Source organism: Streptomyces monomycini (assembly GCF_022271435.1).
Taxonomy (GTDB): Bacteria; Actinomycetota; Actinomycetes; order Streptomycetales; family Streptomycetaceae; genus Streptomyces; species Streptomyces monomycini.
Genome location: NZ_JAFIQY010000005.1, coordinates 349,699 through 371,917 on the forward strand (window position 1 = coordinate 349,699; position 22,219 = coordinate 371,917).

The following is a 22,219-nucleotide window of genomic DNA, read 5'->3' on the forward strand; positions in this document are numbered from 1 at the left end:
CGGCGTCCCGGCTACTGACCGAAGGCGCTGGTGACCTCACTGATGGGAGTGCCCGGCGGCAGGTCGCGCACCTGAAGTGCCGCCTGCGTGCACAACTCGAAGTAGACCTCGCGGTCCACGAGGTGCAGATTCTCCACCTCGTCCTCGCCCCCGAGGAACAGCGGAACCTTGTACCCCACTGCCTGGTCGCGGCGCAACGCCCCGGCGGACGGGACGGCCGCACGCCACTCCTCGTAGAAGGAGAACGCCAGGGCATCGTCTTCCCCCGCCACGACCTCGTGCCACTCGTCGAGATCGCACTCGGTGCCCAGGTATTCCCCGCCACCGGGATCGACGACGATGACCAGACGCCGGGTCTCGCCGGCCCGGACGTCCAGTGCCACTTCCCGGCCGAGCCAGTCGAAGGCGAAGGGGTGGAAACTTCCCTCGAAGCCGTCGATCAGGCGTGCACAGGACGCCGCCGACTCGGCCGCCGACTCCGGGGTGTGAAAACGCAGGAAGCCATGCGCGAATGTGGTCCCGGCCAGCTGCCGGAAAAGGCCCGCCAGCGGTTCCGGGGCGCCCCGGTCCGCGGAATCGGAGGTGACGGTCTCGGTGACGGGGAATGCCGCGGTGAGAGATGCGAGAGACATGAGTCTCCTCCTCCTACTTGATGGTCACTGATTTGATCTTGTCGCCAGGCTTCAGCCCGTGCTGCTTGATGCGGGCCATGATCTGGGACCCCAGACTCCTGTTGACCGATTTGTCGAGAGCCCAGAGATGGGAGAATTCGTCCCTGCCGCCCAGCTGCAGATCAATCAGGTGGTCGGCATCGTCCTTGTGGATTTTGCCACCGCCCCTGACGAACACCTTCCGCTGGGTTCCCTTGCGCTTCACCGGCGTGACCACCAGGTCCGCGTTGTTGAGAGCTGCGACCTTGTGATCAGCTGCTGCCAGAAGGGGTGGCCGGCCGTGGCGATCAGGGCGCCGTCGCCGGCCTGTGCCCCGCCCTTGCCGTCGTCGGCCCGGACGGTGATCTTGACGAGGTCCTTGCTGCCGTCGCCGATGATCGTGGCGACCACGGCCTCGGCCTTGGTGCTGCCTGTCTCCGGGGCGGTGGCCAGGACTCTGTCACCGGTCCGGATCTCTTCGATCGGCTTGCGGGTGCCATCGGTCATCAGGACGGTGATGCCGGGAACGAAGCTGTTGGGGGTCGGGCAGCCCTGCGACTGCACGACTTCCCTGACCTGTTCCTCGGCCTGGTTCCTGACCTCGTGCTTGACCGACAAGCGGAGGAGCTCGACAGAGACGCCGGTTCCGGCGTGATCCGCTCGGACACGTCGAAGACCGCGCGCTTCGGAGGGTTACGGAGGTGTTCCGGCTTCCCTGCTTCTGGTGCGTGCGGGACGCCGAACTGGCGCTCACGGCGCTGCGTGACCCCGTCAGCTCGGCCGCCACCTGACGACCTGGACAGGCCGGTACGGGCGCCGACCGGCACTGCCGACTGCTGTTCATCCGGTGACCAGACGGTCGCGGAACTCGCTCAGCAGCGAGTGAACGAAACCCGGATCGGTCAGCTCACAGCCCAGCAACGGCTTCCCGTCAGCACGGCCGCGTACGGCGGCCGCGGCCTGACGGGCCGACAGGCCCCAGGACCTGACAGCCGCCGGCGGACCCGCCGGTCTTGTCGAAAGGTTTGAATGCCCGTGTGCGCGGCGTCGAGTCCTTCGGGGCCGGCCGGTACCGCATTCGCTCAAGGGATGTCGTCAGCGTGTGGGCGCGGTCGACTGGGCCGATAGTGGGGTCGTGCATGACACCCCGCTTTCGCCCGCCCGGCCGGGCATGATTGGGGGCGCTCTCCCTGTGGAGAGCTGCCGGACCGTGCGGTGGGCGGCCGCCTGCCGGGAGCTGGCACCGGCGTGCGGGCCTTGGCTGCGAGCCGCCGACACGCGAGGCGCGGAGGGCTTGGCTCCGCTGTTTCAGCCCTGAATGCCTGGTTGGTTGCGTTGGGCCGGGTCGCGCCGGACACACAGTGGCCTCAGAAAGCCGGCATCACCCCGACAGTCCCGGCCCGAGCCGAGCCGAAGGAGGCGCGGCCGGAAGCCGACTTGCCGGGTTCGAATCCCCTTTCCCGCACAGGCCACGTTCGCATGCCCGAAACCCCATGCCAGCGTGCCCATTCCGGCAGCCTGCGCGACGCATTCCGACCACTGACGAGTCCTGAAGAGGCGACGCCGGCGCGGGGCCACTCGAAGCTGTCCGGGAACCCGCGAACCCGCACGCCTTTCGCTCGCGGCCAGGGCCGGGGGGCCTTCTCGGCGGTCGTGATGGGCTCGGGCCCGGGCTGCCAGTCGTCAGACGTGCGCGTCCGGAGGTTGGCGTGCCGGTCTTCCCCGGCTCGGGCCGCAGCGATACCGGGACCGCGCTCCGGGGCAGCGGCATCAGCCGGCCGCCGGTGGACACCGGCATGATCGACCTCTGCCTGGCCCCCTTCACCGACAGCGGTCTCCTGGCCCCGCCCCAGCACTTTCCGCACCACTGCGCCGGTCGCACCTGTCGGTGCTCAGAAGGTGGCGCCGGGATGCGGAGTGATGAGGTGGCCGTTTCGCATCACGTAGCGGGTACGGCCGGTGGCGGTGATGTCGCGGAAGGGGTTGCCTTCGACCGCGACCAGATCTGCCGTCGCGTCGGGTGTGAGGGTGCCCAGGTCCGGACGGTCCAGCAGGGCGGCCGCGGTGCTGGTCGCGGAGCGCAGGGTGCGCAGGGGGGAGAATCCGTTGCTGACCAGGGTCGGGAACTCGCGCCAGTTCTCGGCGTGCGGGAAGAGCCCGGCGTCCGTGCCGAAGGCCATGGTGATCCCGGTGCGGGCCGGTCTTTGCAGTCCTTGGCGCAGTCGGTCGGCGTAGGCCCGGTAGTTGCGGCGTGTCGCGGCCGTGTCGCTGTCCCAGTACGTGTCGTCGTCCAGTCGGTCGAGGAAGTATGTCTGGACGTACTGGGTGGGCACCAGGTAGATGCCCGCCTCCTCCATGGCCTGGTACGTCGTGGTGGTGGCGAAGTAGCCGTGCTCGATGCTGCGGACTCCCGCCGTGACGGCTCGCCGTACGGCGCGATCGCTGAGGGCGTGGGTCGCGCACGGCAGGCCCAGGTCGGTCGCGGTGGCCACGATGGTGTGCGTCTCCGCCTGGGTGTAGGAGGTGCTGTCGGGGTCGTTCACGGCTGAGGTGAAGCCGCCGCCGCCGGCGAATTTGATCCAGTCGGCGCCGGCCCGGGACTGTTCGCGTACCGCGCTGCGCAGCTCGTGCTCTCCGTGGGCGAGGGTGCCGACCTGGTGTCCGTAGCTTGGGCGAGATCGGGTTCCTTGTCGCTGTGCCCGCCGGGCGGGGAGAGGATGTTCGGTGCGGCGACGATGCGGGGCCCTTCGATCAGTCCGTCCTCCACCGCCCGGCGCAGCGAGACGTTCAGCGGCAGATGGGCGCTGCCCAGGTCGCGCACGGTGGTGAAGCCGTGGTGCAGCAGGGCGCGCAGGGCGGGGACGGCGGTCAGGGTCTGGTAGGCCGACGGTGCTTTCTCGGCGGCCTCGTCCAGAAGGTGGACGTGGCAGTCGATGAAGCCGGGCATGAGGGTGCAGCCGGGCATCCGCACCTCGTCCGCCTGTGCTCCGGCGGTCAGGTGCGGGCCGACCGCCGCGATGCGGCCGTCGCGTACCAGGACGGCTTGTTCCTCGACGGGGCCGTCCTTGACGGCGTCCCAGATGCGGTCGGGCCGGAGCAGGAGATCTCGGCCGGGGGATGCGTGCATGGTGCCTCCGGGAGGGAAGGGCGCAGGAGCAAGGCACGGCGGTGAAGAGCCCTGTCAGCGATCAGGGCACGGTGATCGGGCAGTAGTGTGCGTCGTTCCAGACGTCACCGGGGCCCGGGTTGCCCGGTTCGCTGCGGGCGCCGAGTTGATGCAGGACGCCCCAGGCGGCGTTGAGGCCGGAGGCCAGGGCGTGGTCGAGCCAGCCCGGGGACCAGGAGGTGTCGTCGCCGGCCAGGAACAGGGCGTTGGGAGGTTCGCCCGGCACAGCCGGGGTGCCGGTGAAGTCCTTCATGAAATGGCAGAACAGGTCGCGTTGGTAGGGGTGGTCGCCCGGCCAGGAGAAGCGGCACAGCCCCTGGAAATTCTTCCTGTCCTCCCAGGAGACGGTGACCGCCTGGCCCGTGGCCGCATGTGAACGCAGAGCCGACGCCCCTTCGGGGTGAATGGCGGCCAGGTCGCGGACGAACAGGGCGACGCGTTCCTCCAGAGTGCGCGGTGCGATCTTCATCGCGTCCTGGGCCCAGGTGAAGCTGAGGTCCAGCACGGCCCGGCGGCCCTGCGGGCCGGGGGCGGGACCGTAGTCGAGGGTGTACGAGGCGCGGGGCAGTCGGTCGGTGAGGGTCACACCGTCCAGCGAGGTGCCTTCCCAGAACGGCTGCCCGGTGACGAGTGCGGTCTTGGCGGACTGGAAGTAGTGCAGGCGGCGTACGGCCCGCAACATCCGGGGCCCCAGGGCCGGAGTCCCGCCGTCTGCGGCGCGTAGCTCCACGTCCGTCTCCAGCAGCCGCAGCTGCGGGGTGAAGACGGCGGCGGCGAAGCGCTCGCTGCTGCCGTCCTCGCCGTGGACCACGACACCCTCGGCGGCGTCCGCGGCAACGTCCAACGCGCGCACGGCCGGCCGCAAGATGCCGTGGTGGAGGGCTTCAAGGCTGCAGGGGTGCCCCTGCGGGGTGGTGGTGCGGTGGGCCCAGAATCCTTCGGCGAGACGGCTGATGCCCTGGGGGGCGTACATCTGGGTGCCGCCTTCGGTGCACAGCAGCATGCGCCAGATCTCCAGGATGCTGAGGTCGAAGAAACAGTCCCAGGCGACCGGTCCCACGCCTGCGGTGCCCAGGAGCCGGGCCTGCTCGTGGGAAAGACCCGCGCCTTCGGCATCGCGGAGGAACCGGTAGAACGACCACTGCTCGAAGCGCGCTGTCAGATCGCGCCAGCGGCGCCGCACGGCACCCAGGTCCCGTGCGGCGACATCCCGCTGCAGTTGGAAGAGGCCGATGCGTATCAGTGCGTCCTGCCAGCGGGTGTGCGCGGCCCGGAAGCCGTCGTGGAGAGTGTAGAGGTCGGTGATCTGCTGGGCGGGGTACTGCCGGCCGTCGACGTCCAGCACGGTCACCGGGGTCACGCCTGGGGCGTAGTTGTCGCGGAAGGGGACAAGCCGCACACCGAACGTGCGCGCGTACTGGCGCACCAGTGCCGCGGAGTCGGGAAACCGCATACAGCCCAGCTCGACGACGGCGCTGTCCGCCTCATCAAGGCGCCGGCTGTCCATACGCCCGCCCAGGCGGCGTCCGCCGGGCCCGTCCGCACTGTCCTCGGCCTCGTACAGCACCGGACGGCATCCTGCCCGCATCAGCTCATAGGCGGCCGTCAGACCGCTGCCGCCGGCCCCGATGACCGCGATCCGGGCGCCCAGGGCCTCGTCGGGCAGTCGTCCCACGCGCCGGTCACCGCAGGCGAACGCGGCATAGTCGAAAGGGAAGTCGACCTGCAAGTCCGTGGCCGGGGGCGTGCTTTCGTTCATCGGAGTCTCCGGGGGAGGTCTGCGGGAAGGGCCCAGGTGTGGACGGGGGCGCTGTGTTCCGCCAGCCGTGCGTAGCGTTCGGTCAGCTCCCCCAGCTCGCGCGGGACTGCGGCCTGGCCGGGCTGCTCGCGCAGGCTTTCGCGGGCCTGCTGCTGCCACCACGCGCCCGTCCGGCCCGTCGCCACCCGGCAGTCCAACAGGTGTAAGAACGTGTCCGCTTCGTCGGCGGCCACCCCGGCAAGCCGCAGCCCCGCTCGTGCCTGCGGCAAGAACTGCCTGACGAGACTGGCCGCCTGATGCTCGCGGGCAGTCGGCTCCCAGGGGCACGGGGGCCACCACAGGGCACAGTCCAGGCCGTCACGGGCGGCCCGGTAGAAGTTCTCTTTGGCGCGGGCGAACGGCAGGCACTGCGCCACGTCCCGTTCCCCCGCTGCCAGCCAGTAGGTCAGGCCGATCAAGAACGCGGTGTTCGCCGCCATGTCCAGCGGCGTCGGCCCGGAAGGCAGCGCCCGGAACTCGATCCGCACGTTCCCCTTCGGGTCGTAGACCGGGCGGTTCCACGGCCAGACGGTGCTCAGGTGGAGCCGCAGTTCCTCCAACGCCGGATAGGGCGCTCCTGCCCCGCTGCCGTTGTCCACGTCAGCGGGTGTGGGCAGCAGGACATCGTAGTTGTGCACCGCATCCTCGAACGCCGCGAGCGGCCCGCCGCGCAGCCAGGCGGGGCCGAAGCCGACCCGGGACCGGCGTACCCGGTGCCTCGCGGTGCCTTGCCGGTCACCGAAACCGTGCTCGTACAGCGGGATACGGGCTTCCTGCCACGCGCGGAGCCCGAACGGCAGAGGCGAGTTGCCCGCCGCCGCCAGGGCGGGGCCACTGGCCATCTGGGCGGCGTTGAAGGTACGGCAGAAACGGTGGGGAGGAACCGTCAGATGCACCTGCCAGGAACACGCGGCTCCCTGCACCGCCACCGAGTCCGCCGCGACGACGCCCTGCGCTCCGTCTCCCACGCGCACGGCGAACGGGGCGGTCCGGCGCCGGGCCCACGCGTCCTCCAGCGCGTGGAAGCGCGGCTGCGGGGTCAGGGCGTCCGCTGTCAGATCCGCCGCCCGGAGGGTGGGCAGCGTACCGATCGGCACGGCCCGCGCTCCGTATCGAGGCAGCGACACCGCGGTGATACGAGCCAGCATCAGCGTTGCCTCCCTGGCGAGCGCGGTGAACGGACACCCCGCGAGGGCGACCGGGGTCAGGTTCACCTCGACGTTGAACCGTGTCACCTCCAGAGCGAGCCGGTCGTCGTCCAGCGCGGTGCGGACGGCGGTGTTCACCGAGGCCGGCCGCCCGCCCGCCCCCACCAGAGACAGCTCCAGTTCCGCGCCGACCATGGCGGGCAGCACTCCGAAGTCCCGATGGCCCACCACGTGCGGCAGTGCGTCCAAGCACTGCGCCAGGCGGCTGCGGAAGAGGAAGAAGTCTTCCTCGGTGAACGACACGTCACCGACTTGGCGACCCATACCAGCTCCCGCGTCCCGTACTCCGACTGCCGCGGCCACGTCACCCGGGGGTGGCCACGGCCCTCCACCACTCGCGCAGCGCCGGCTCCATCCGCACCGCGCTCCGGGTGATCCACTCGTCCGGTTCGTGCTGCGCCCGGCCGTACTCGATCACCTGCAGGACGCCGTCGGCCACCTCCGGAGGGTTCTCCCGGTAGGCGTCGATGTAGGCCACCGCCTCGACGGGCGTGTCCTGTGCCTCGCGCAGTACGTCGGCGAGGACCGCGCATGTGTTGCACCACAGGGTGAAGTCGGTGCGGGCCAGCAGCGCCGCCTCCCCGGCCCCGGCGTGCAGTGCCACCCAGGAGATGAACTCCGTGAAGCGCCGCACCGGTTCCAGCCGCGGCATGCGGCGCATCTCGTCCGGCGCCATGCCCAGCGCCGGGGCCAGCCCGCTGACCATCCGGTGCCGTGCCTTCATCAGCTCGTGGCCGACGAACGAGAAGAACCCTCCGGGCACCTCGTGCGGGAACCGGGACAACAGCAGCCCGTACGCGGTGAACTCGGCCTCCTGCGACTGGAACTCGGCGAGCGCGAAACGCTGCAGATGCTCTTTCCCGACCTTTTTCTCCCGGGCCAGGGAAAGAAACTCATTGGCACTGAGATGGCCGGACACATGGAGACCGACCCTTTCGATGAACTCGGTAGCAGGCACAGACGAACCCCCTTTGCCCACTGGTGCGTGCACGTGCGCCGACTAGCGCCTGACGCACACGGAAACGGCGCCCTGACGCAGAGTTTCCATGACTGCGCTACAGGGATTCAGCACGGAAAGTTTCCGTGTACATCTGTATGGTTCCCGCCGAAGTACCGCTCAGACGCCCCGGACAGCAACCCGCCATGACCACTTCCCACCCGGGCCGACCGGCCGAACGGCGCACGGTCCACAAACCTGGTCGCCTCACCTGCGCGTATCCGGCCCCATGAGGCGGTTGGTTCCGAGTGCAACAGCCTCGCCATCCGGCCCGATTCGCGCACCGAATACCGTCACGCGAGGAAACTCGACTCACCCATGCCTCCGACGCCCACCGCGCCCTCACCCGGTGGAACAGATTGAGACGTTCCGGAAACTGCACAAGAGCGTGGCCCGAAATAGAGGCCATGGAGAACGGTGAGCGCCGCGGAACACCACCACAACAACGGTCGCGGTCTCCCCGGACGTCACGGTGAGACGAACCGCCTGCCGCGCGCAGAGTAGTACGCCGGGCCGCGAGTTCAACCCAGAACTCGGCATTTCCCAGCCCGGCCAGTTCTTCCCGTAAGGCGGGGTCTGCCTCACCGTGACCCGAGCGGATCGCGGGTAGCGGCCGGACGCGGCGGCCACGCGCGGGGAGCGAGGATGCCCAGGACGTAGGCACGGGCTACGAGGGCGGGTCTGGTGTCGGCGTCCAGCAGGTCCCGTAGCCGGCTGAGGTGGTAGTCGACCGCCTGCCGGGAGAGCTTCAGCGAGGTGGCGATCTCGCCGTTGGTGCTGCCGCCGGCGAGGAGGGACAGTATGCGGATCTGCGCGGCGGTGAGCGGTGGGTGGGCCTCGTGGGCGATGCTCTGGTCGGTGACGACGGCCCACACGTGCGCGACACGGCCGACGGGTCCGCTCACCGTGGACAGATGGAGCTGCGCGCGGCGCTGGCGCCCCTCGGTGTCCAGGAGTACGGCGGAGGTCTCCGCCCGCCTGATACGGCGGGTGATCAGGCCCTCCCAGGCACGCCGCAGGGGGCGGAGGTCGGGCGTGGCGGCGAGCAGGGTGTGCGCGCGGCGGCCGACGAGGTCCGACAGGCGTGTCCGGAACAGTTCGGCGGCCGCCGTGCCCGCCTGTTCGATACGGCCGCCGACCGAGAGCAGCGCGCAGGGCAGACCGCTGTAGTCCCGCAGCGCGCGCAGGCTCTCCTCGGCCTCCTGGCGCTGGCTCGTCGCGCGGACGTGGTCGGTGATGTCGACGTAGATCCCGGCCACACAGGTCCGGCCGTTCTCCTCGACCGGGAAGCGGTGGCCGGCCGCCTGCCCGGTGCTGCCGTCCGAGCGGTGATAGCGCAGGTGGTGGCGGACCGGCTTGCCGCGGCTGAGTATCTCCTGGTCCAGGGCCCGGAACTGGGCGGCGTCGGAGGGGGTGTCGAGGTCCTCGATACGGCTGCCGACGACCCGCTCCGGTGTGGTGCCGTAAAGATGCGCGTAGGCGTGATTGGCCCATAAGTAGCGGCCGTCGCGGTCACGGAGGAAGGCCGCGGCCGGCGCGAAGTCGGCGAAGTCCGCGAAAGCGGCGTACGGCCGGCCGGCCGCGGGCTGCGCGCCGGCCTCCATCGCGAACCCGCGCGTCCAGTCCCGGCTCCCGTCCTGGGGCCGTCTCACGGTGAAGGTCCGGCCGTCGAACTGGACGAGGGGGTGGTTGTCTTGGAGGGCGTCTCCCGGAGCGGGCAGCTCTTGGCGCGCGCGGTCCAGGAAGCGCTGCGCGGTGGGCAGGTCGGCGAAGGCCCCGCCGCCCCGCTCCTTGACGCGCCCCTGCTCGTCGGCCTCCCACCAGGAGACGGGGAGGTGTTCCAGCAGTGCCCTGAGACCGGGATCGTCCACGACGGCCTTTCCGTCCATGCTCCCACCGGGCGGCGGGAAGTGACATGGCGATGCCTATCCCGTGCGGAGTCCGGCCATGCTCGGTTATCGGCCGACTGCGGTACGTGAGCGCGCCGCCGGGGCAGTTTGCCATAGGTGATCCACAACCTTCGCCCGTACTCCAACGATGTCCACGACTTTGGCATTTGCCTGATTGGCGCCCGCCTCCGGTGGCACTTCCGGCACTCGCCCTCTGATTCCCTTGTGTGTGTCACCGGTTACCCGTCGTGTTCTACGCGGGTTGCGTCTCCGTACCTCCGGACGGACGCCCGACGCCCTGACGACAAGTGGACAGACAAGTGATGGGAGACGAATCTCAGTGAGCACGGTGCTGTTGGTGCACGCCAAGGGCGGTCCGCCGCTCGGCCACGTCCTGTCCCGGGCAGCCGCGCGGGCGGATGTGCACCTGCTGGCGCTCAGCGCGCTTCCGCCGTCGGTCGCCGCGTCCGCGGAGCGGCTGTGCGCCTCGGTCGTGCTGCCCGCCGACGCGGAGCGGTCCGACCTGGTCTCGTTGATCGTCTCGCGGGCCGAAGCCGTCGGCGCGGAGGCGGTTCTCACCTTCTCGGAGTACGCGGTCGTGGCCGTCGCCGAGGCGTGTGCGGCGCTCGGTCTCGCCGGGGCGGGAGACGCCGCCGCGCTCGCCCGCGACAAGCGGATGATGCGGCACACCTGGCATCGGCACGGCCTGCCACAGCCCGCGTTCCGCCCCGTCGCCACACAGGCGGACCTGCACGAAGCCGTCGCCACCCTGACCGCTCCCCTGCTGCTGAAGGCGGCCTGGAGCGCCGGTTCCACCGCCCATCAGATCATCGGCTCCCCGCAGGAGGCCGACGCCGCCTGGCGGCGCTCGCGCGAGACCATGGCCCTGTCCGCGCGGCTGGGCTTCGCCGAACTCCATGTGGCGGAGGCAGCGGGACACTTCGTGGTCGAGGAGATCGTGGCCGGCGACACCGCGGGCTGGTTCGACGAGCCCGGCTGGGGCGACTACGTCAGCGTCGAGGGCGTGGTGGCCGGCGGCGTCTTCCGGCCGGTCTGCGTCAGCGGCCGGATGCCGACGGTGCAGCCGTTCACCGAGCGCGCCGGCATCACCCCCGCGTCGCTTCCCGCGGACCTCCAGGACCGCGTCGTCGCCCTCGCCCAGGAGGCCGTCGACGCCCTGGGCCTGCGCGATTGCGGCACCCACACCGAGATCAAGCTCGGTGCCGACGGGCGTATGTGGCTGATCGAGACGGCCGCCCGGTTCGGCGGCGCGATGACCGTTCCGCAGATCGAGGAGGTGTTCGGGCTCGACGTCGTCGGCATGCTCGTGGACCATCTGCTGGGCCGTCCGGTCGCCTGGCCCGAGCGGGCCCTCGGCCCGGAGCAGGCTCGGGGCGCCGCGGGTTCCCTCGTCGTCCTCGCGGTGGACGGCCAGGGCGTGGCCTGGCCGGACCGGAGGGTGTGGGACTTCCCCGTGGTGCGGGAGGCCGTGGCGCTGAGCGAGGGCAGCACGCTCTCGGTCGTACCGGAGAGTTCCCTGCCCGACGGCAGCACCGTGCCGGTCTACGACCCCGCCGGCGGCGCCAACACGATGGCGGCCCTGTGCCTGCTCTCCGCCGCCGACGCGCGCACCGTGCTGCGCGACTTCACGGCTCTGGTGGACGCGCTGCCCGAGGTGCTGCCGCCCGCCGTGACCGCCGCGCCGCGGTCCGGGCCTCCGGCCACCCGGCCCCCGTCCACGGACACAGCCCCGGCCCCGGCCACGCCCGCGCGCACGCCCGCGCCCACACCGCCCGCACCCCCCGCCCGCCCGCGCGTCCAGCCGGCCGTACCGTCCGAGGGAGTCGCCCTATGACCGCCACGCAGCTCACCGTCAGCGTCGCGGACCCCGCGACCGACCGCACGGTCATCGGGGAGAACCTCTCGCTGCCGCTGTTCCGTACGCTGTCCGGGGTCCTGGCAGGCCACCCGTACCTGAAGGTCGTCGTCGACCGTGCCGAGGACACCTGGCACCTGCTCGACACGGCCGCCCACCCCTTCCACGTGAACTACATCGCCACCCGCGTCCTCGGTATGGACATGGCCGAACTCGACGCCCGGCTGGACGAGTTCAACGCGTCCGTCTACATGGAACCCGGACGCCGCTTCCTGCTCGGGGTGCTGTCCCTGCACACCGACGAGGACCGGGAGGGCCGCGAGCGCACCTTCCTCGTGCTGGAGACGACCGAGGCCGACACCATGCACGGGGAGTTGCTGGAGTTCTTCTACTCCTTCGTCCGGGAGCGCGTCGACGGCAGGCTGCCGCTCCTGCTCAAGCCCGCCAACCACGGCCAGGAGGAGGCACTGGCCTCGGTCAGTGAGCAGCGGGTGCCGCGCATCCTCGGTCACGAACTCTTCGGCTCCAGGATCCGCGTGCCGCTCAACGCCGGGGAAGCCACCGGCCGGCTGCGCTGCTTCACGACCGTGGCGGAGTACGAGGCGGCGGCCGGCGGGCTCGGCTGGTCGGACATCGTCGCCATGCCCTGCCTGCCGGACGGCGTGCAGCGGGTGGCCGGGTTCGTCAACACCGCGCCCATCACCCCGCTCTCCCACACCAACGTCCTCGCCTCCGGGTGGGGCATCCCCAACGCGATCGTCCGCGACCTGGACCAGCTCGTCCAGAAGGACGGTTTGGACGGGGCCTGGGTCCGCTACCGGGTCAGCGAGGACGAGATCACCCTGGAGCGGCTGGAGCAGGCCCCCGAACTGCGGGCCCCGGCCTGGCACCAGCAGCGCATCCGCCTGGAACCGCCGCTCCTGGAGGACGCGCCCGTGCTCTCCCTGCACCGGCTGCGCAGCGCCGACCGGGTCCGTTACGGCACCAAGGCGGCCAACCTCGGAGAGCTGCACCACGTGCTCGACAGCCGCACGGCCGACCTCACCGCGTTCTACGGCCGCCCCCGCCCGCCCCGTAAGAACCTGTACGGGCACCTCGCGGCCTGGCTCGGCCTGGGCGTGCCCTCCGCCACCGAACTCCGCGCGGCCGCGTCCTCCTTCGTGGCCGGCACCGTCGCGGCCCCCGAGGGAGTGGCCCTGCCGTTCTCCCTCCTGCACCGTTTCCTGACCTCCTCCCCCGCGCTCCAGCAGGGCATCGGCAAGCTGAAGATGGCGCTCGAACTCGACGCCATGGACGTCCTCGACCCGCTCTGCCTGCAGATCCAGCACCTGATCCGGCACACCGCGATGCCCGGCTCCGTCGCCGGGGAGATCACCCGGGCCTTCCCCGCCCCGCTCGCCGCGGGCGGCCGTCTCGTGGTGCGCTCCTCCTCCAACGCCGAGGACCTGCCGGGCTTCTCCGCGGCAGGGGTCTACGAATCCGTCACCACCGTCCACGGCACCGGCGAACTCCTCGACGCCGTACGGCAGGTGTGGGCCTCCCTGCTCTCGCCGCGCAGTGTGCGGCTGCGCCACCAGGTGGGCATATCCCTGGACGACACCTACATGGGCGTGATCATCCAGGAGTACGTCCCCGCCGCGCTCGGCGGTGTCCTGGTGACCTGCGACCCCACCCGGCGCGAGGACTTCCGCAACGTCTACCTCAACTGTTCACCGGGCTCGCCCGAACAGGTCGTCGAGGGGGAGGTGCTGCCGCAGCAGTACCTCTACAACACCGTCGAGGGCGGCGGACGCACCGTCGCCCTCGGTTCCTGGAGCGAGGGCCTGCCCGCCGCCACGCGGGCCCGGCTCGCCGACCTGTCCCTGACCGGCCGGCTGCTGCAGTCCCACTTCAGCGCCCCCGACGTGGACGACCCGCTGGACATCGAGTGGCTGCTGACCGACCAGGGCGACTTCCGCCTGGTCCAGATCCGCCCCTACGCGCTGTGAGCCGCCGCCTCCCGCGCTCCGCGGCGCGGCCCGCGGCCACGCCCCTGACCGGCACCGCCCGGCGCATCATCCGGCTCAACTACGGCTTCCAGCTGCTGTTCAACCTGCTGTGGTGGATGCCGGTGTTCTACGCCTACCAGAAGGACGCCGGGCTCTCCGACGGGCAGATCTTCGGTATTCAGAGCATCTACTACGTGGCCTTCTGCCTCTTCGAGATACCGACCGGGCTGATCGCCGACCGGATCGGTACCCGCAACTGTCTGCGGGCCGGCGCCGTCGTGATGACGGCCGCGAATCTCGCGCCGGTGGTCAGTTCCTCGTACTCCGGTTTCCTCGTCCACTTCCTCGCCATCGCCGCCGGCCGCTCGCTCACCTCGGGCGCGGCCAGTGCCTACCTGTACGACGGGCTGCGCGCCGAGGGGTGCGAGGAGCACTACCTCAAGGCGGAGGGGACCGCCCGGGCACTCGGACTCGCCGCGAAGATCCTGTGCTGGCCCCTGGTCGGGCCGCTGATGGTCCTCCTCCACCCGGCCCCGTACCTGCTGAGCGCCCTGAGCGCGGCGGGTTCCCTGGTCTGCGTCATCGCCCTGCCCCGCTCTGCGACGTCCTCCAAGGCTCACGCCACGACCTCGCCGGGCCGGACCGGAAAGCCCCGGGCACCACGGGGCGGGCGTGGCACCTCGCTGGGCGACGCGAAGGCCGCGCTGCGCTGCGTCGTCTCCTCGCCGTGGCTGGCGCTGGTCATGGTGCAGGGCGTGGCCGTGTTCACCCTGTCCAGGATCTGCCAGGTCAACCTCTTCCAGCCGATCCTGCTCGACCACGGCATCGGCGAGTCCGCGCACGGCGGGGTACTGGCCGCCATGACGGTGGCGGAGGCCATCGGCTCGGCACGCCCCCAGTGGCTGGGCCGCCGCCTGACACCGGTGGCCTGGGTCTCCGTCCTCAGCCTCGTCCTCGCGGGCACGCTGGCGGGCATCACCCTCGGCGGGCCCTGGACGGTCGTCGCCCTGCTGTGCGTGTTCGCCGCCGCGGCCGGCTTCGCCTACCCGATCCAGCGCAAGCTGGTCAACGACGCCGTGCCTGCCGGTGCCCCACGGGCGACGCTGCTGTCGGTCGAGTCGATCGTGGACCGCGCGGTGTGCGCGCTGGCGGCCGTCGCCGTGGGCGCCTATCTCTCCGCAGGCCACCTGGACGCCCTGCTCTGGCACAGCGCCCTGGCGACCGCGGTGCTGCTCGGCGCCTTCCAACTGGTGCTGCGCAGCACGAGGATGCGGCGCGGTGCTGAGGGGATGACGCAGGAGGCGAAGCCCTCCGCGACGGACTCGCATCCCAAAGCCGCCGTGTAGGACGTCCGCACGCCCGCGCCCGCATCGGGGCGCGGGCGTGCGGGGGTAGGAGCGCGGGCGTGCGAGCGCGGGCGTGCGGACGGGCGTGCGGGCGTGCGTACGGGCGCAGGCGCGCACGCAACGGTTCAGGCGCGCCGGTGAGACCCGTACGTCAGGGACTCGATCACTCGCACCGGAAGGTAGGCGGGGCCGAAGGGCCGTCCGACCCGATAGGCCACATAACCGAGCGAAGCCGCCACGTACGTCTCCTTGGCGGTCTCCCCCTCGTACACGAGGCGGCAGCCGTGCGCCGCGGCCTTGGCGCGCTTCCAGAGGGCGGGCGCCGGCTTACGCTCCGCCTCGGTGCGCGGAGTGAGGATCCGGTCGCCGAAGTCCTTCCAGGCGAACGGGGCCGGCCCCTTCCACGCGCCGTCGACCTCCTTCTTCAGGGCGGCAGCGCGCTCGGCGTCCGTCGTGCCCCACGAGGACGGCACGTTGGTGATCAGCCCGACCTTGATGTGCCGCTCCCGCAACGCGCGCAGGTACGCGGCTGCACCCGGCAGGTAGCTGATGCCGGAGTCCGCGGCCGTGTGCACCAGGGTCTCGCCCAGATCGAAGTAGACGATGGCACAGCCACGCGCCGAAGGTGCCCGCGTACCGACCGGAGCGCCGTGCGACACGGCCGCCGGCACGGCCGCACTCGCCGTGGTACCCAGCACGACCGACGCCACCACGGCGGCCGGCAACGCGAAACCGGTACGGAAGAAGCCACGGAAGGGGGTTCTCTGCATGGCGTTCGGCGCCTCTCTCTTCGACGCGCCACTCGGACGCGTCCATGCCGGCTGCGTGACAAACAGATACGCAAAGTGCCCCAACAGCCCCTTGCGCACCCGGAAGAGACCCTCTCCCCCGTCATCGCTGCTTCCCGCCATACCCCTGAACGGCACACGCCACTCGCCGGCACGCCACCGAGCACCACGACGGTCAGCGTGGCGTGTGGCGGGCCGCCCGGTCGCGACCGGGCGGCCGGCCGCCGCTCACAGGGCGATCACGATCTTGCCGTGAACATGCCTTTCGGCCTGCGTCGTCACGGCTTCGCGAATCCGCTCGACCGGGAAGGTCGCCGCGATCGGCACCGTGATCCCGCCGGAACGGATCGCGTCGGTGATCCGTTCCAGGGCGCCCGGAGCCGCGTCGAGGGCGCCTGCCTTGCGCACGCCGGGCGGCGGGGCGGGCCCGTCGGCCACGACGGAGATCCGCTCGGGTGTCACGCCGAGCTTGAGCGCGGTCTCGGCTGCCTCCCTGCCGAACAGGTCGGTTGCGGCGGTGATCCCCTCGGGCGCCAGGGCCCGCACCCGGTCCGCCAGGCCGGGGCCGTACGCCACGGGTTCGGCGCCCAGCCCGCGCAGGAATCCGAACGTCCCCTCGGAGGCGGTGCCGAGCACCCGGGCGCCCGCCAGCTTCGCCAGCTGCACGGCGAAGATGCCCACGCCGCCCGCCGCCCCACCGATCAGGACGGTGTCCCCGGCGCGGAGCCCGATCGCGGCGAGCGCGGCGGCGGCCGTCAGACCGGACACCGGAAGCACGCCCGCCACCTCGTCGCCGATGCCCTCCGGGATGGGCCACAGCGTTGCCGTGGGCGTCTTGACCAGCACGAAGTCGGCGACGGAACGGCCGATCGCAGCCCCGTACACCCGGTCGCCGGCCGCGAATCCCGTGGCTTCGGCGCCCACTTCGTCCACCACTCCGGCGAAGTCGCTGCCGAACCCGGCCGGCAAGGTGATGCCGAACCGCGCCGCCATGCCGGGCTGCGTGGTGATCTGCCAGTCCATCGGATTCAGCCCGGCGGCAGTGACCCGGACACGAACCTCGTCCGGAGCGGCGTGCGGCTCGGGTATCTCCTGCACCTCAAGTACTTCGGGACCGCCGAATCGCCGGTAACGCACAGCTCTACTCATCGAAGCCGCCTCCTGGGCAGTGATGGGACTTGGTCTCATCGACCGTACACCAACGACGGGACCAAGTCCCGTACACTGTTCCCATGGCTCGCTGGCAACCCGACGCACCAGGACGACTCGCCGCCGCCGCCCTCGACCTCTTCGAGGAGCGCGGCTACGAGAACACGACCGTGATCGACATCGCGGAGCGCGCGGGGCTCACCAAGAGCACGTTCTTCCGGCACTTCCCGGACAAGCGCGAGGTGCTCTTCGGCGGAGGCACGGTGGCAGGTCTGCTCGTCGAAGGGATCGCCTCGGCGCCGTCGGCGGCCGGGCCGCTCGACGCGGTGGCGGACGCCCTCGACGCGCTCGGCCGGACGTTCTTCACCGCCGACCGCCGCGAGTTCAGCGGCCGGCGCCAGGCCGTACTGAACGCCCATACGGAACTGCGGGAACGCGAAGCCCTGAAAAGGATCGACCTCACCGCCTCGATGATCGAGGCACTCCACCGCCGCGGAGTCCCGGACCTGACCGCGCGCGTGGCCGCGAGACTGGGCGCGCTCGTCTGGGAGATCGCCTACGATCGATGGATCGACGCCGACAACAGCGAGGGCTTCGGCCCGCTGGCACGGCAAGCGCTCGCCGAAGTACGCGCCGCCGGAGCCGTGCGTTAGGAGCCGGCTTCAAAGATCGTCCTGGTGGTGGATCATGACGCCGTGGGACATCATGAATTCACCGGCCTGGCAGCCCCGTAGCCGGCGTTCTCGTCGCCCCAGGAGTTGCGTACGGGTTACATGAATTGCCTGGCGACACGTGGACGCACAGCGCCCTCCACGCGCTCAGGTACCGATGGGCCTGCTCACTGCCTACCACCCCGTGACTCCGAACGGCCCATGGCCGACGCCTCGTTGCAGCTGGGAATCGTCCCCGAGCAGCCCGCCGAGGAGTGGACCGGCCTGGCCATCGACATCGCCGGTGCCCACGGGGAGCGCCTGCGCACGGAATGGGCCTACGAGGAGATCGCGACGGCGACGGACCGCGCACGGGCAGAGGCGAACGCGCCGGTCGTGGTTGGCTGCGCGACAAGCGGCTTTTCGAAGAGGCGTCGCGGACGATGTCATCGCGGGAGAGGAGGACGAGGGGAAAACGTTCCAGCAGCGTTGGGAGAAATGTGAACCCCGTCTTGTTGCGAGGGCCCTCGGAGCCATGGCCCGGGAGACCGCCGGGCCGTGCCACCGATGCCGTACTGCTGACTGGCAGCCCGTTCCCCCACCGGCAGCGAAGGCCCTCGCCGATTTCCCCACTGCTGGAAGGCCCCGTCCGGAAAGCCTGGGACGGTAACCACTGCTTTCTCCCCACTCACTGGAGGCACTCCGCACCTACCGGTCCCCCACCCCGGTCGGCGTGCTCTGGGAGCTGACCATCGATGAGTGGCAACAGTGGGATACAGCCAAGCCGCCGAGGAGAAGATCTTCGCGTTTCGCCTGGCCGACGAGGAGAAGCGTGAGGCATTGCCCCGCCTGGCCCGCTATTTCCTGGTACGGGACAGCGCCCATGTGTCCCACATCGCCGGCACACTCGCAGCGAGCGAAATGTCCTCCGTCAAAGGCGCGCACGTGGACGCCACCTGGTCACTCGTCCGCCGGGCAGGCCTCGACACTCTGGAACTGCTCCAGGTGCCGGCTTCCACGGTCCACGCCCTGATGGCGGACCTGGATGCGGCGATCTCCAGCATCACAAAGAAGGTGACGCCCCAGGCCCGGACATCATCGAGAATCTTCTCTGTCTGTGCTCGAACTGCCATATTCGCTTCGACCACGGCGCCCGGATCATCAATGACGACTTCATGGTGATCGACGCCCTCTCAGGTCGGGAGCTCCGCGCGCTCACCATCCATCCCTGGCATTACATCGGCCGGACATACCTGCGCTACCACCGGGATCGGTGGAGCGGTCAGATCGCGACGTCGGCGCGGGGTGACCACCGGGTGCGTACATCGGTAGAGAATTCGGAAACGGCTCCGCTCCACGACCGCTAGGTTGCCTCGCGTCAACGGGGCAGGATGCGGCCCGAAACAGCAAGGTTCATGAGGAATGCCGGGCAAGCCGTGCGCGCGGCCTCGCCTCATCGCGTCCCACTGCCCCGCCGTCACTCCTTCGGGTGCTGGTGATGCGGTCCGTCGTTTTCGGGGTGGCAGCGTGCTGATGATGGCTTACGTCATGTCGGGGCCGAGCTGTTGTGGACGACGATGCTCGGGTCAGCGGCACGGGCGGGCGACGTCCGGGCCGCCCACCGTGCGGTGGCAGCCTCGACGGGGCCGCGCGGAACAGAAGTTCTGGGCAGGAGCGAATGCAGGGATGCGGCTGTGCACCTGACTCCACACGAACAAGAACGTCTGATGCTGCACGTGGCGGCCGATGTCGCCGAGAAGCGCCGGGCCCGGGGGGTGCGGCTCAACTACCCGGAGTCCATGGCGCTGTTGATCGCGCACGTTCTGGAGGGGGCCCGGGACGGCAGGACCGTCGCCGAGCTGATGTCCTCCGGGCGGAAGCTGCTGACCCGTGAGGAGGTGATGGACGGCGTGCCGGAGATGATCGAGAACGTGCAGGTGGAGGCCACCTTCCCCGACGGTACGAAGCTGGTGACCATCCACGACCCCTTTCCCGCCGTGGGCCAGGACGAGGAGTTGGCCGTCCTCCCGGGGAAGGTGGACTTCTCGCCCCGGGCGGACGACGCGGTGGTGGTGTTCAACGAGCGCCACCGGGAGGGGGACCAGATCACCACGCTGACGGTCGAGAATCCGACCGACCGCCCCGTCCAGGTCGGTTCGCACTACCACTTCGCCGAGGCCAACGACGGGCTGAAGTTCCCCCGTGACAAGGCGTGGGGCAAGCGGCTGAACGTCCCCGCCGGCAGTTCCGTACGGTTCGAGCCCGGTATCACCGAGGAGGTCGAACTCGTCCCCATCGAGGGCGAGAGGGTGGTGCACGGCCTGCGCGGCAAGGTCAAGGGGCTGCCCGAGAAGATCGACGGGTCGCTCGACCACCTCAGGGGTTCGTTCGACGAGGAGCGGGTGTGACGGCCATGACTTCGTGCCCCGACTGTTCCTGCTGCCCGGCAGAGCCGGGGCCCTTCGACCCCCTGTCCCGCGCCGCGTACGCGGACCGGTTCGGCCCCACCGTCCGCGACCGGATCCGGCTGGCCGACACCGCGCTGAGCATCAAGATCGAGGACGACTGGTCCGGCGGCCCCGGGCGCAGCGGCAACGAGATGGTCTTCGGCGGCGGCAAGGTGATCCGCGAGTCGATGGGGCAGTCCGTCGCTCCGCGCGACCCGGGCCGGGGCGAGACCGGTCAGGCCGCGGGCCGCCGGGTGCTGCCGCCCGACACCGTCATCACCGGCGCGGTCGTACTGGACCACTGGGGCGTCGTCAAAGCCGATGTCGCCATCCGGGACGGCCATGTCGTCGCGCTGGGCAAGGCGTACAACCCCGAGACGATGGACCCGCTGCACGAGGAGAACGGCGCCTGTCACAACGGCACCGGCCCGGCCCCCACCGACTTCGTCGTCGGGCCGGACACCGAGGTGATCGCGGGCGCTGGCCGGATCCTCACCGCCGGCGGCATCGACACCCACGTGCACTTCGTCTGTCCCGGCCAGGTGGACGAGGCGCTGGCCGCGGGCGTCACCACCCTGATCGGGGGCGGCACGGGCCCGGCGGAAGGCAGCAAGGCCACCACCGTCACGCCCGGCGCCTGGCATCTGGCCCGGATGTTCGAGGCGCTGGACGCGTTCCCGGTCAACATCGGGCTGCTCGGCAAGGGCGCCACCATGTCCAGGGAGTCCATGCTCGACCAGGTGGACGCCGGCGTCATCGGGCTCAAGGTGCACGAGGACTGGGGCGCGACCCCGGCCGTCATCGACCAGTGCCTGCGGGTCTGCAAGGAGACCGGTGTCCAGCTCGCGCTGCACGCCGACTCCCTGAACGAGGCCGGGTTCGTCCAGGACACCCTCGACGCCGTCAAGGGCCGTCCCCTGCACGTCTTCCATGTCGAAGGCGCCGGCGGCGGCCACGCGCCCGACATGATCAAAATGGTGAGCGAGCCGAACGTCCTGCCCGCCTCCACCAACCCCACCCGGCCGCTGACCGTCAACACGGTCAAAGAGCACTTCGACATGGTGATGGTCTGCCACCACTTGAACCCGCGGGTCGAGGAGGACCTGGCCTTCGCCGACTCCCGGATCCGGCCCTCGACGATGGCGGCCGAGGACATCCTGCACGACCTCGGCGCCATCTCGATCATGTCGTCCGACGCGCAGGCCATGGGGCGCATCGGCGAGATGATCACGCGGACCTGGCAGACCGCGCACGTGATGAAGGTACGCCGTGGCTTCCTGGAGGAAGACCGGCCCCGGGACCGGCCGGAGACCGCGCCGAAGAGCGCGCCGGAGGGCGCGGAACCGGCGGACGGGACACCGGAGCCCGAGTCACCGCCGGCCGACAACCGGCGCGCCCGGCGGTACGTGGCGAAGTACACCGTCAACCCGGCCCTCGCCCAGGGCATCGATGCCGTCGTGGGCTCGGTGGAGCCCGGCAAGCTGGCCGACCTGGTGCTGTGGGAGCCCAAGTTCTTCGGCGTCAAGCCGCATCTGGTCATCAAGGGCGGCCAGATCGCGTACGCGCAGGTGGGCGACGCCAACGCGTCCATCCCCACCCCGCAGCCGGTCCTCCCGCGCCCCATGTGGGGCGCCACGGGCCTGGCCCCCGGCGCCGTCTCCTACAACTTCGTCACCGACCGGGCCCTCAGGAAGGGGCTGGGCGAGCGGCACAAGCTCACCAAGCAGTTCCGGGCCATCAAGAACACCCGCACCGTGCGCAAGGCCGACATGAAGGAGAACGACGCCACTCCCGACGTACGCATCGACCCCGACACCTACGAGGTCGTCATCGGCGGGGCGAAGGTGACGGATGTGACGACGTTCGTCGACGACCAGATCGTCGACCGGGGCTATGTCACCGAACTGCCCATGGCTCAGCGTTACTTCCTCTTCTGAGCGGGCCGGGCACGGGTGAGTGGTGAGTGGCCGGAGCAGGAGGTACGGCGATGAGCAGGGCGGCGTTGCTGGTTCTGGCGGACGGGCGGTTTCCGGCCGGCGGGCATGCGCATTCCGGTGGTGCGGAGGCGGCTGTGGAGGCGGGGCGCCTGCGGGACGCGGCGGGTCTGGAGGCGTTCTGCCGGGGGCGGTTGCACACCGCGGGGCTGGTCGCGGCCGCGTTGGCGGCTGCGGCGGCGGCCGGGTGCGATCCGCTGGAGCTGGATGCGGCGGCCGATGCCCGCACGCCGGTGCCGGCGTTGCGGCACACGGCGCGGCGGCTGGGGCGGC

At 70.7% G+C, this 22,219-nt stretch carries 21 protein-coding genes; 10 read left to right on the forward strand and 11 right to left on the reverse strand.

Annotated features, from left to right (window positions below):
- Positions 1-11 precede the first annotated feature (11 nt).
- The 9 genes from JXZ78_RS09455 to JXZ78_RS09495 all read right to left on the reverse strand — a co-directional run bounded on the left by JXZ78_RS09455 (position 12) and on the right by JXZ78_RS09495 (position 9,708).
- Positions 12-632, reverse strand: a complete 621-nt coding sequence (locus JXZ78_RS09455; RefSeq protein ID WP_050502189.1) for a T6SS immunity protein Tdi1 domain-containing protein — start codon at positions 630-632, stop codon at positions 12-14.
- 13 nt (positions 633-645) lie between these two features.
- Entirely contained in the window at positions 646-876 is a 231-nt protein-coding gene (locus tag JXZ78_RS09460) for a hypothetical protein (protein WP_157851496.1), read from the reverse strand.
- A complete protein-coding gene (locus JXZ78_RS09465) occupies positions 873-1,268 on the reverse strand; it encodes a Hint domain-containing protein (protein WP_030018730.1) in 396 nt (131 codons plus the stop codon). Before JXZ78_RS09465 ends, JXZ78_RS09460 begins: the two co-directional genes overlap by 4 nt.
- A gap of 1,274 nt (positions 1,269-2,542) precedes the next feature.
- Positions 2,543-3,274, reverse strand: coding sequence for an amidohydrolase family protein (locus JXZ78_RS09475; protein ID WP_078624062.1), 732 nt, complete (start codon positions 3,272-3,274; stop codon positions 2,543-2,545).
- Positions 3,190-3,777 (reverse strand): amidohydrolase family protein, encoded by a 588-nt coding sequence (locus JXZ78_RS40180; protein WP_050502187.1) that lies wholly within the window; start codon positions 3,775-3,777, stop codon positions 3,190-3,192. Before JXZ78_RS40180 ends, JXZ78_RS09475 begins: the two co-directional genes overlap by 85 nt.
- 61 nt (positions 3,778-3,838) lie before the next feature.
- Complete coding sequence (locus JXZ78_RS09480) at positions 3,839-5,575, reverse strand: flavin monoamine oxidase family protein (RefSeq protein WP_030018729.1); 1,737 nt, start codon at positions 5,573-5,575, stop codon at positions 3,839-3,841.
- The gene (locus JXZ78_RS09485) at positions 5,572-7,086 is read right to left on the reverse strand and encodes a hypothetical protein (protein WP_030018728.1); all 1,515 of its coding nucleotides are present in this window, start codon (positions 7,084-7,086) and stop codon (positions 5,572-5,574) included. Before JXZ78_RS09485 ends, JXZ78_RS09480 begins: the two co-directional genes overlap by 4 nt.
- A gap of 40 nt (positions 7,087-7,126) precedes the next feature.
- On the reverse strand, positions 7,127-7,780 hold the full coding sequence (locus JXZ78_RS09490; RefSeq protein ID WP_157851495.1) for a hypothetical protein: 654 nt from the start codon (positions 7,778-7,780) through the stop codon (positions 7,127-7,129).
- A gap of 620 nt (positions 7,781-8,400) precedes the next feature.
- Positions 8,401-9,708, reverse strand: a complete 1,308-nt coding sequence (locus JXZ78_RS09495; protein ID WP_030018726.1) for a PAS domain S-box protein — start codon at positions 9,706-9,708, stop codon at positions 8,401-8,403.
- A 340-nt stretch (positions 9,709-10,048) separates the two neighbouring features.
- On the opposite strand from JXZ78_RS09495, the gene JXZ78_RS09500 reads away from it, so the two are divergent.
- The 3 genes from JXZ78_RS09500 to JXZ78_RS09510 are packed head-to-tail and all read left to right on the forward strand — an operon-like array spanning position 10,049 to position 14,918.
- The gene (locus tag JXZ78_RS09500) at positions 10,049-11,563 is read left to right on the forward strand and encodes an ATP-grasp domain-containing protein (protein ID WP_030018725.1); all 1,515 of its coding nucleotides are present in this window, start codon (positions 10,049-10,051) and stop codon (positions 11,561-11,563) included.
- Positions 11,560-13,572: a PEP/pyruvate-binding domain-containing protein gene (locus JXZ78_RS09505; protein WP_030018724.1), complete on the forward strand. Its 2,013-nt coding sequence runs from the start codon at positions 11,560-11,562 to the stop codon at positions 13,570-13,572. The genes JXZ78_RS09500 and JXZ78_RS09505 overlap by 4 nt, the downstream gene beginning before the upstream one ends.
- Positions 13,569-14,918: an MFS transporter gene (locus JXZ78_RS09510; RefSeq protein WP_063726036.1), complete on the forward strand. Its 1,350-nt coding sequence runs from the start codon at positions 13,569-13,571 to the stop codon at positions 14,916-14,918. The genes JXZ78_RS09505 and JXZ78_RS09510 overlap by 4 nt, the downstream gene beginning before the upstream one ends.
- 125 nt (positions 14,919-15,043) lie before the next feature.
- Here the strand turns inward: JXZ78_RS09510 and JXZ78_RS09515 are convergent, their stop codons facing one another.
- Both JXZ78_RS09515 and JXZ78_RS09520 read right to left on the reverse strand, forming a co-directional pair.
- Positions 15,044-15,688 (reverse strand): HAD family hydrolase, encoded by a 645-nt coding sequence (locus JXZ78_RS09515; RefSeq protein ID WP_030018722.1) that lies wholly within the window; start codon positions 15,686-15,688, stop codon positions 15,044-15,046.
- Between the two features lie 246 nt (positions 15,689-15,934).
- Positions 15,935-16,855 (reverse strand): NADP-dependent oxidoreductase, encoded by a 921-nt coding sequence (locus tag JXZ78_RS09520; RefSeq protein WP_030018721.1) that lies wholly within the window; start codon positions 16,853-16,855, stop codon positions 15,935-15,937.
- 83 nt (positions 16,856-16,938) lie between these two features.
- Here JXZ78_RS09520 and JXZ78_RS09525 point away from each other — a divergent pair, with 83 nt between their 5' ends.
- The 7 genes from JXZ78_RS09525 to JXZ78_RS09550 all read left to right on the forward strand — a co-directional run.
- Positions 16,939-17,508, forward strand: a complete 570-nt coding sequence (locus JXZ78_RS09525) for a TetR/AcrR family transcriptional regulator (protein ID WP_030018720.1) — start codon at positions 16,939-16,941, stop codon at positions 17,506-17,508.
- A 219-nt stretch (positions 17,509-17,727) separates the two neighbouring features.
- Positions 17,728-18,009, forward strand: coding sequence for a hypothetical protein (locus tag JXZ78_RS09530; RefSeq protein WP_157851494.1), 282 nt, complete (start codon positions 17,728-17,730; stop codon positions 18,007-18,009).
- A gap of 255 nt (positions 18,010-18,264) precedes the next feature.
- Complete coding sequence (locus tag JXZ78_RS09535; protein ID WP_157851493.1) at positions 18,265-18,687, forward strand: hypothetical protein; 423 nt, start codon at positions 18,265-18,267, stop codon at positions 18,685-18,687.
- Positions 18,603-18,872: a hypothetical protein gene (locus tag JXZ78_RS41020; protein WP_372498408.1), complete on the forward strand. Its 270-nt coding sequence runs from the start codon at positions 18,603-18,605 to the stop codon at positions 18,870-18,872. Before JXZ78_RS09535 ends, JXZ78_RS41020 begins: the two co-directional genes overlap by 85 nt.
- A gap of 327 nt (positions 18,873-19,199) precedes the next feature.
- A complete protein-coding gene (locus JXZ78_RS09540; protein WP_030018718.1) occupies positions 19,200-19,913 on the forward strand; it encodes an urease subunit gamma in 714 nt (237 codons plus the stop codon).
- 5 nt (positions 19,914-19,918) lie between these two features.
- Positions 19,919-21,889: an urease subunit alpha gene (locus tag JXZ78_RS09545; RefSeq protein ID WP_050502212.1), complete on the forward strand. Its 1,971-nt coding sequence runs from the start codon at positions 19,919-19,921 to the stop codon at positions 21,887-21,889.
- A 50-nt stretch (positions 21,890-21,939) separates the two neighbouring features.
- Positions 21,940-22,219 (forward strand): urease accessory UreF family protein (locus JXZ78_RS09550; RefSeq protein WP_372498407.1); only part of this gene is annotated, 280 nt, incomplete at its 3' end.

What these genes read in the sequence shown, in the direction of transcription:
- JXZ78_RS09545 (WP_050502212.1), top strand. Translation starts at nt 19,919, where the DNA reads ATGACTTCGTGCCCCGACTGTTCCTGCTGCCCGGCAGAGCCGGGGCCC.
- JXZ78_RS09495 (WP_030018726.1), bottom strand. Translation starts at nt 9,708, where the DNA reads ATGGACGGAAAGGCCGTCGTGGACGATCCCGGTCTCAGGGCACTGCTG.
- JXZ78_RS09455 (WP_050502189.1), bottom strand. Translation starts at nt 632, where the DNA reads ATGTCTCTCGCATCTCTCACCGCGGCATTCCCCGTCACCGAGACCGTC.
- JXZ78_RS09505 (WP_030018724.1), top strand. Translation starts at nt 11,560, where the DNA reads ATGACCGCCACGCAGCTCACCGTCAGCGTCGCGGACCCCGCGACCGAC.
- JXZ78_RS09485 (WP_030018728.1), bottom strand. Translation starts at nt 7,086, where the DNA reads ATGGGTCGCCAAGTCGGTGACGTGTCGTTCACCGAGGAAGACTTCTTC.
- JXZ78_RS09515 (WP_030018722.1), bottom strand. Translation starts at nt 15,688, where the DNA reads ATGCAGAGAACCCCCTTCCGTGGCTTCTTCCGTACCGGTTTCGCGTTG.
- JXZ78_RS09530 (WP_157851494.1), top strand. Translation starts at nt 17,728, where the DNA reads ATGGCCGACGCCTCGTTGCAGCTGGGAATCGTCCCCGAGCAGCCCGCC.
- JXZ78_RS09480 (WP_030018729.1), bottom strand. Translation starts at nt 5,575, where the DNA reads ATGAACGAAAGCACGCCCCCGGCCACGGACTTGCAGGTCGACTTCCCT.
- JXZ78_RS09525 (WP_030018720.1), top strand. Translation starts at nt 16,939, where the DNA reads ATGGCTCGCTGGCAACCCGACGCACCAGGACGACTCGCCGCCGCCGCC.
- JXZ78_RS09520 (WP_030018721.1), bottom strand. Translation starts at nt 16,855, where the DNA reads ATGAGTAGAGCTGTGCGTTACCGGCGATTCGGCGGTCCCGAAGTACTT.
- JXZ78_RS40180 (WP_050502187.1), bottom strand. Translation starts at nt 3,777, where the DNA reads ATGCACGCATCCCCCGGCCGAGATCTCCTGCTCCGGCCCGACCGCATC.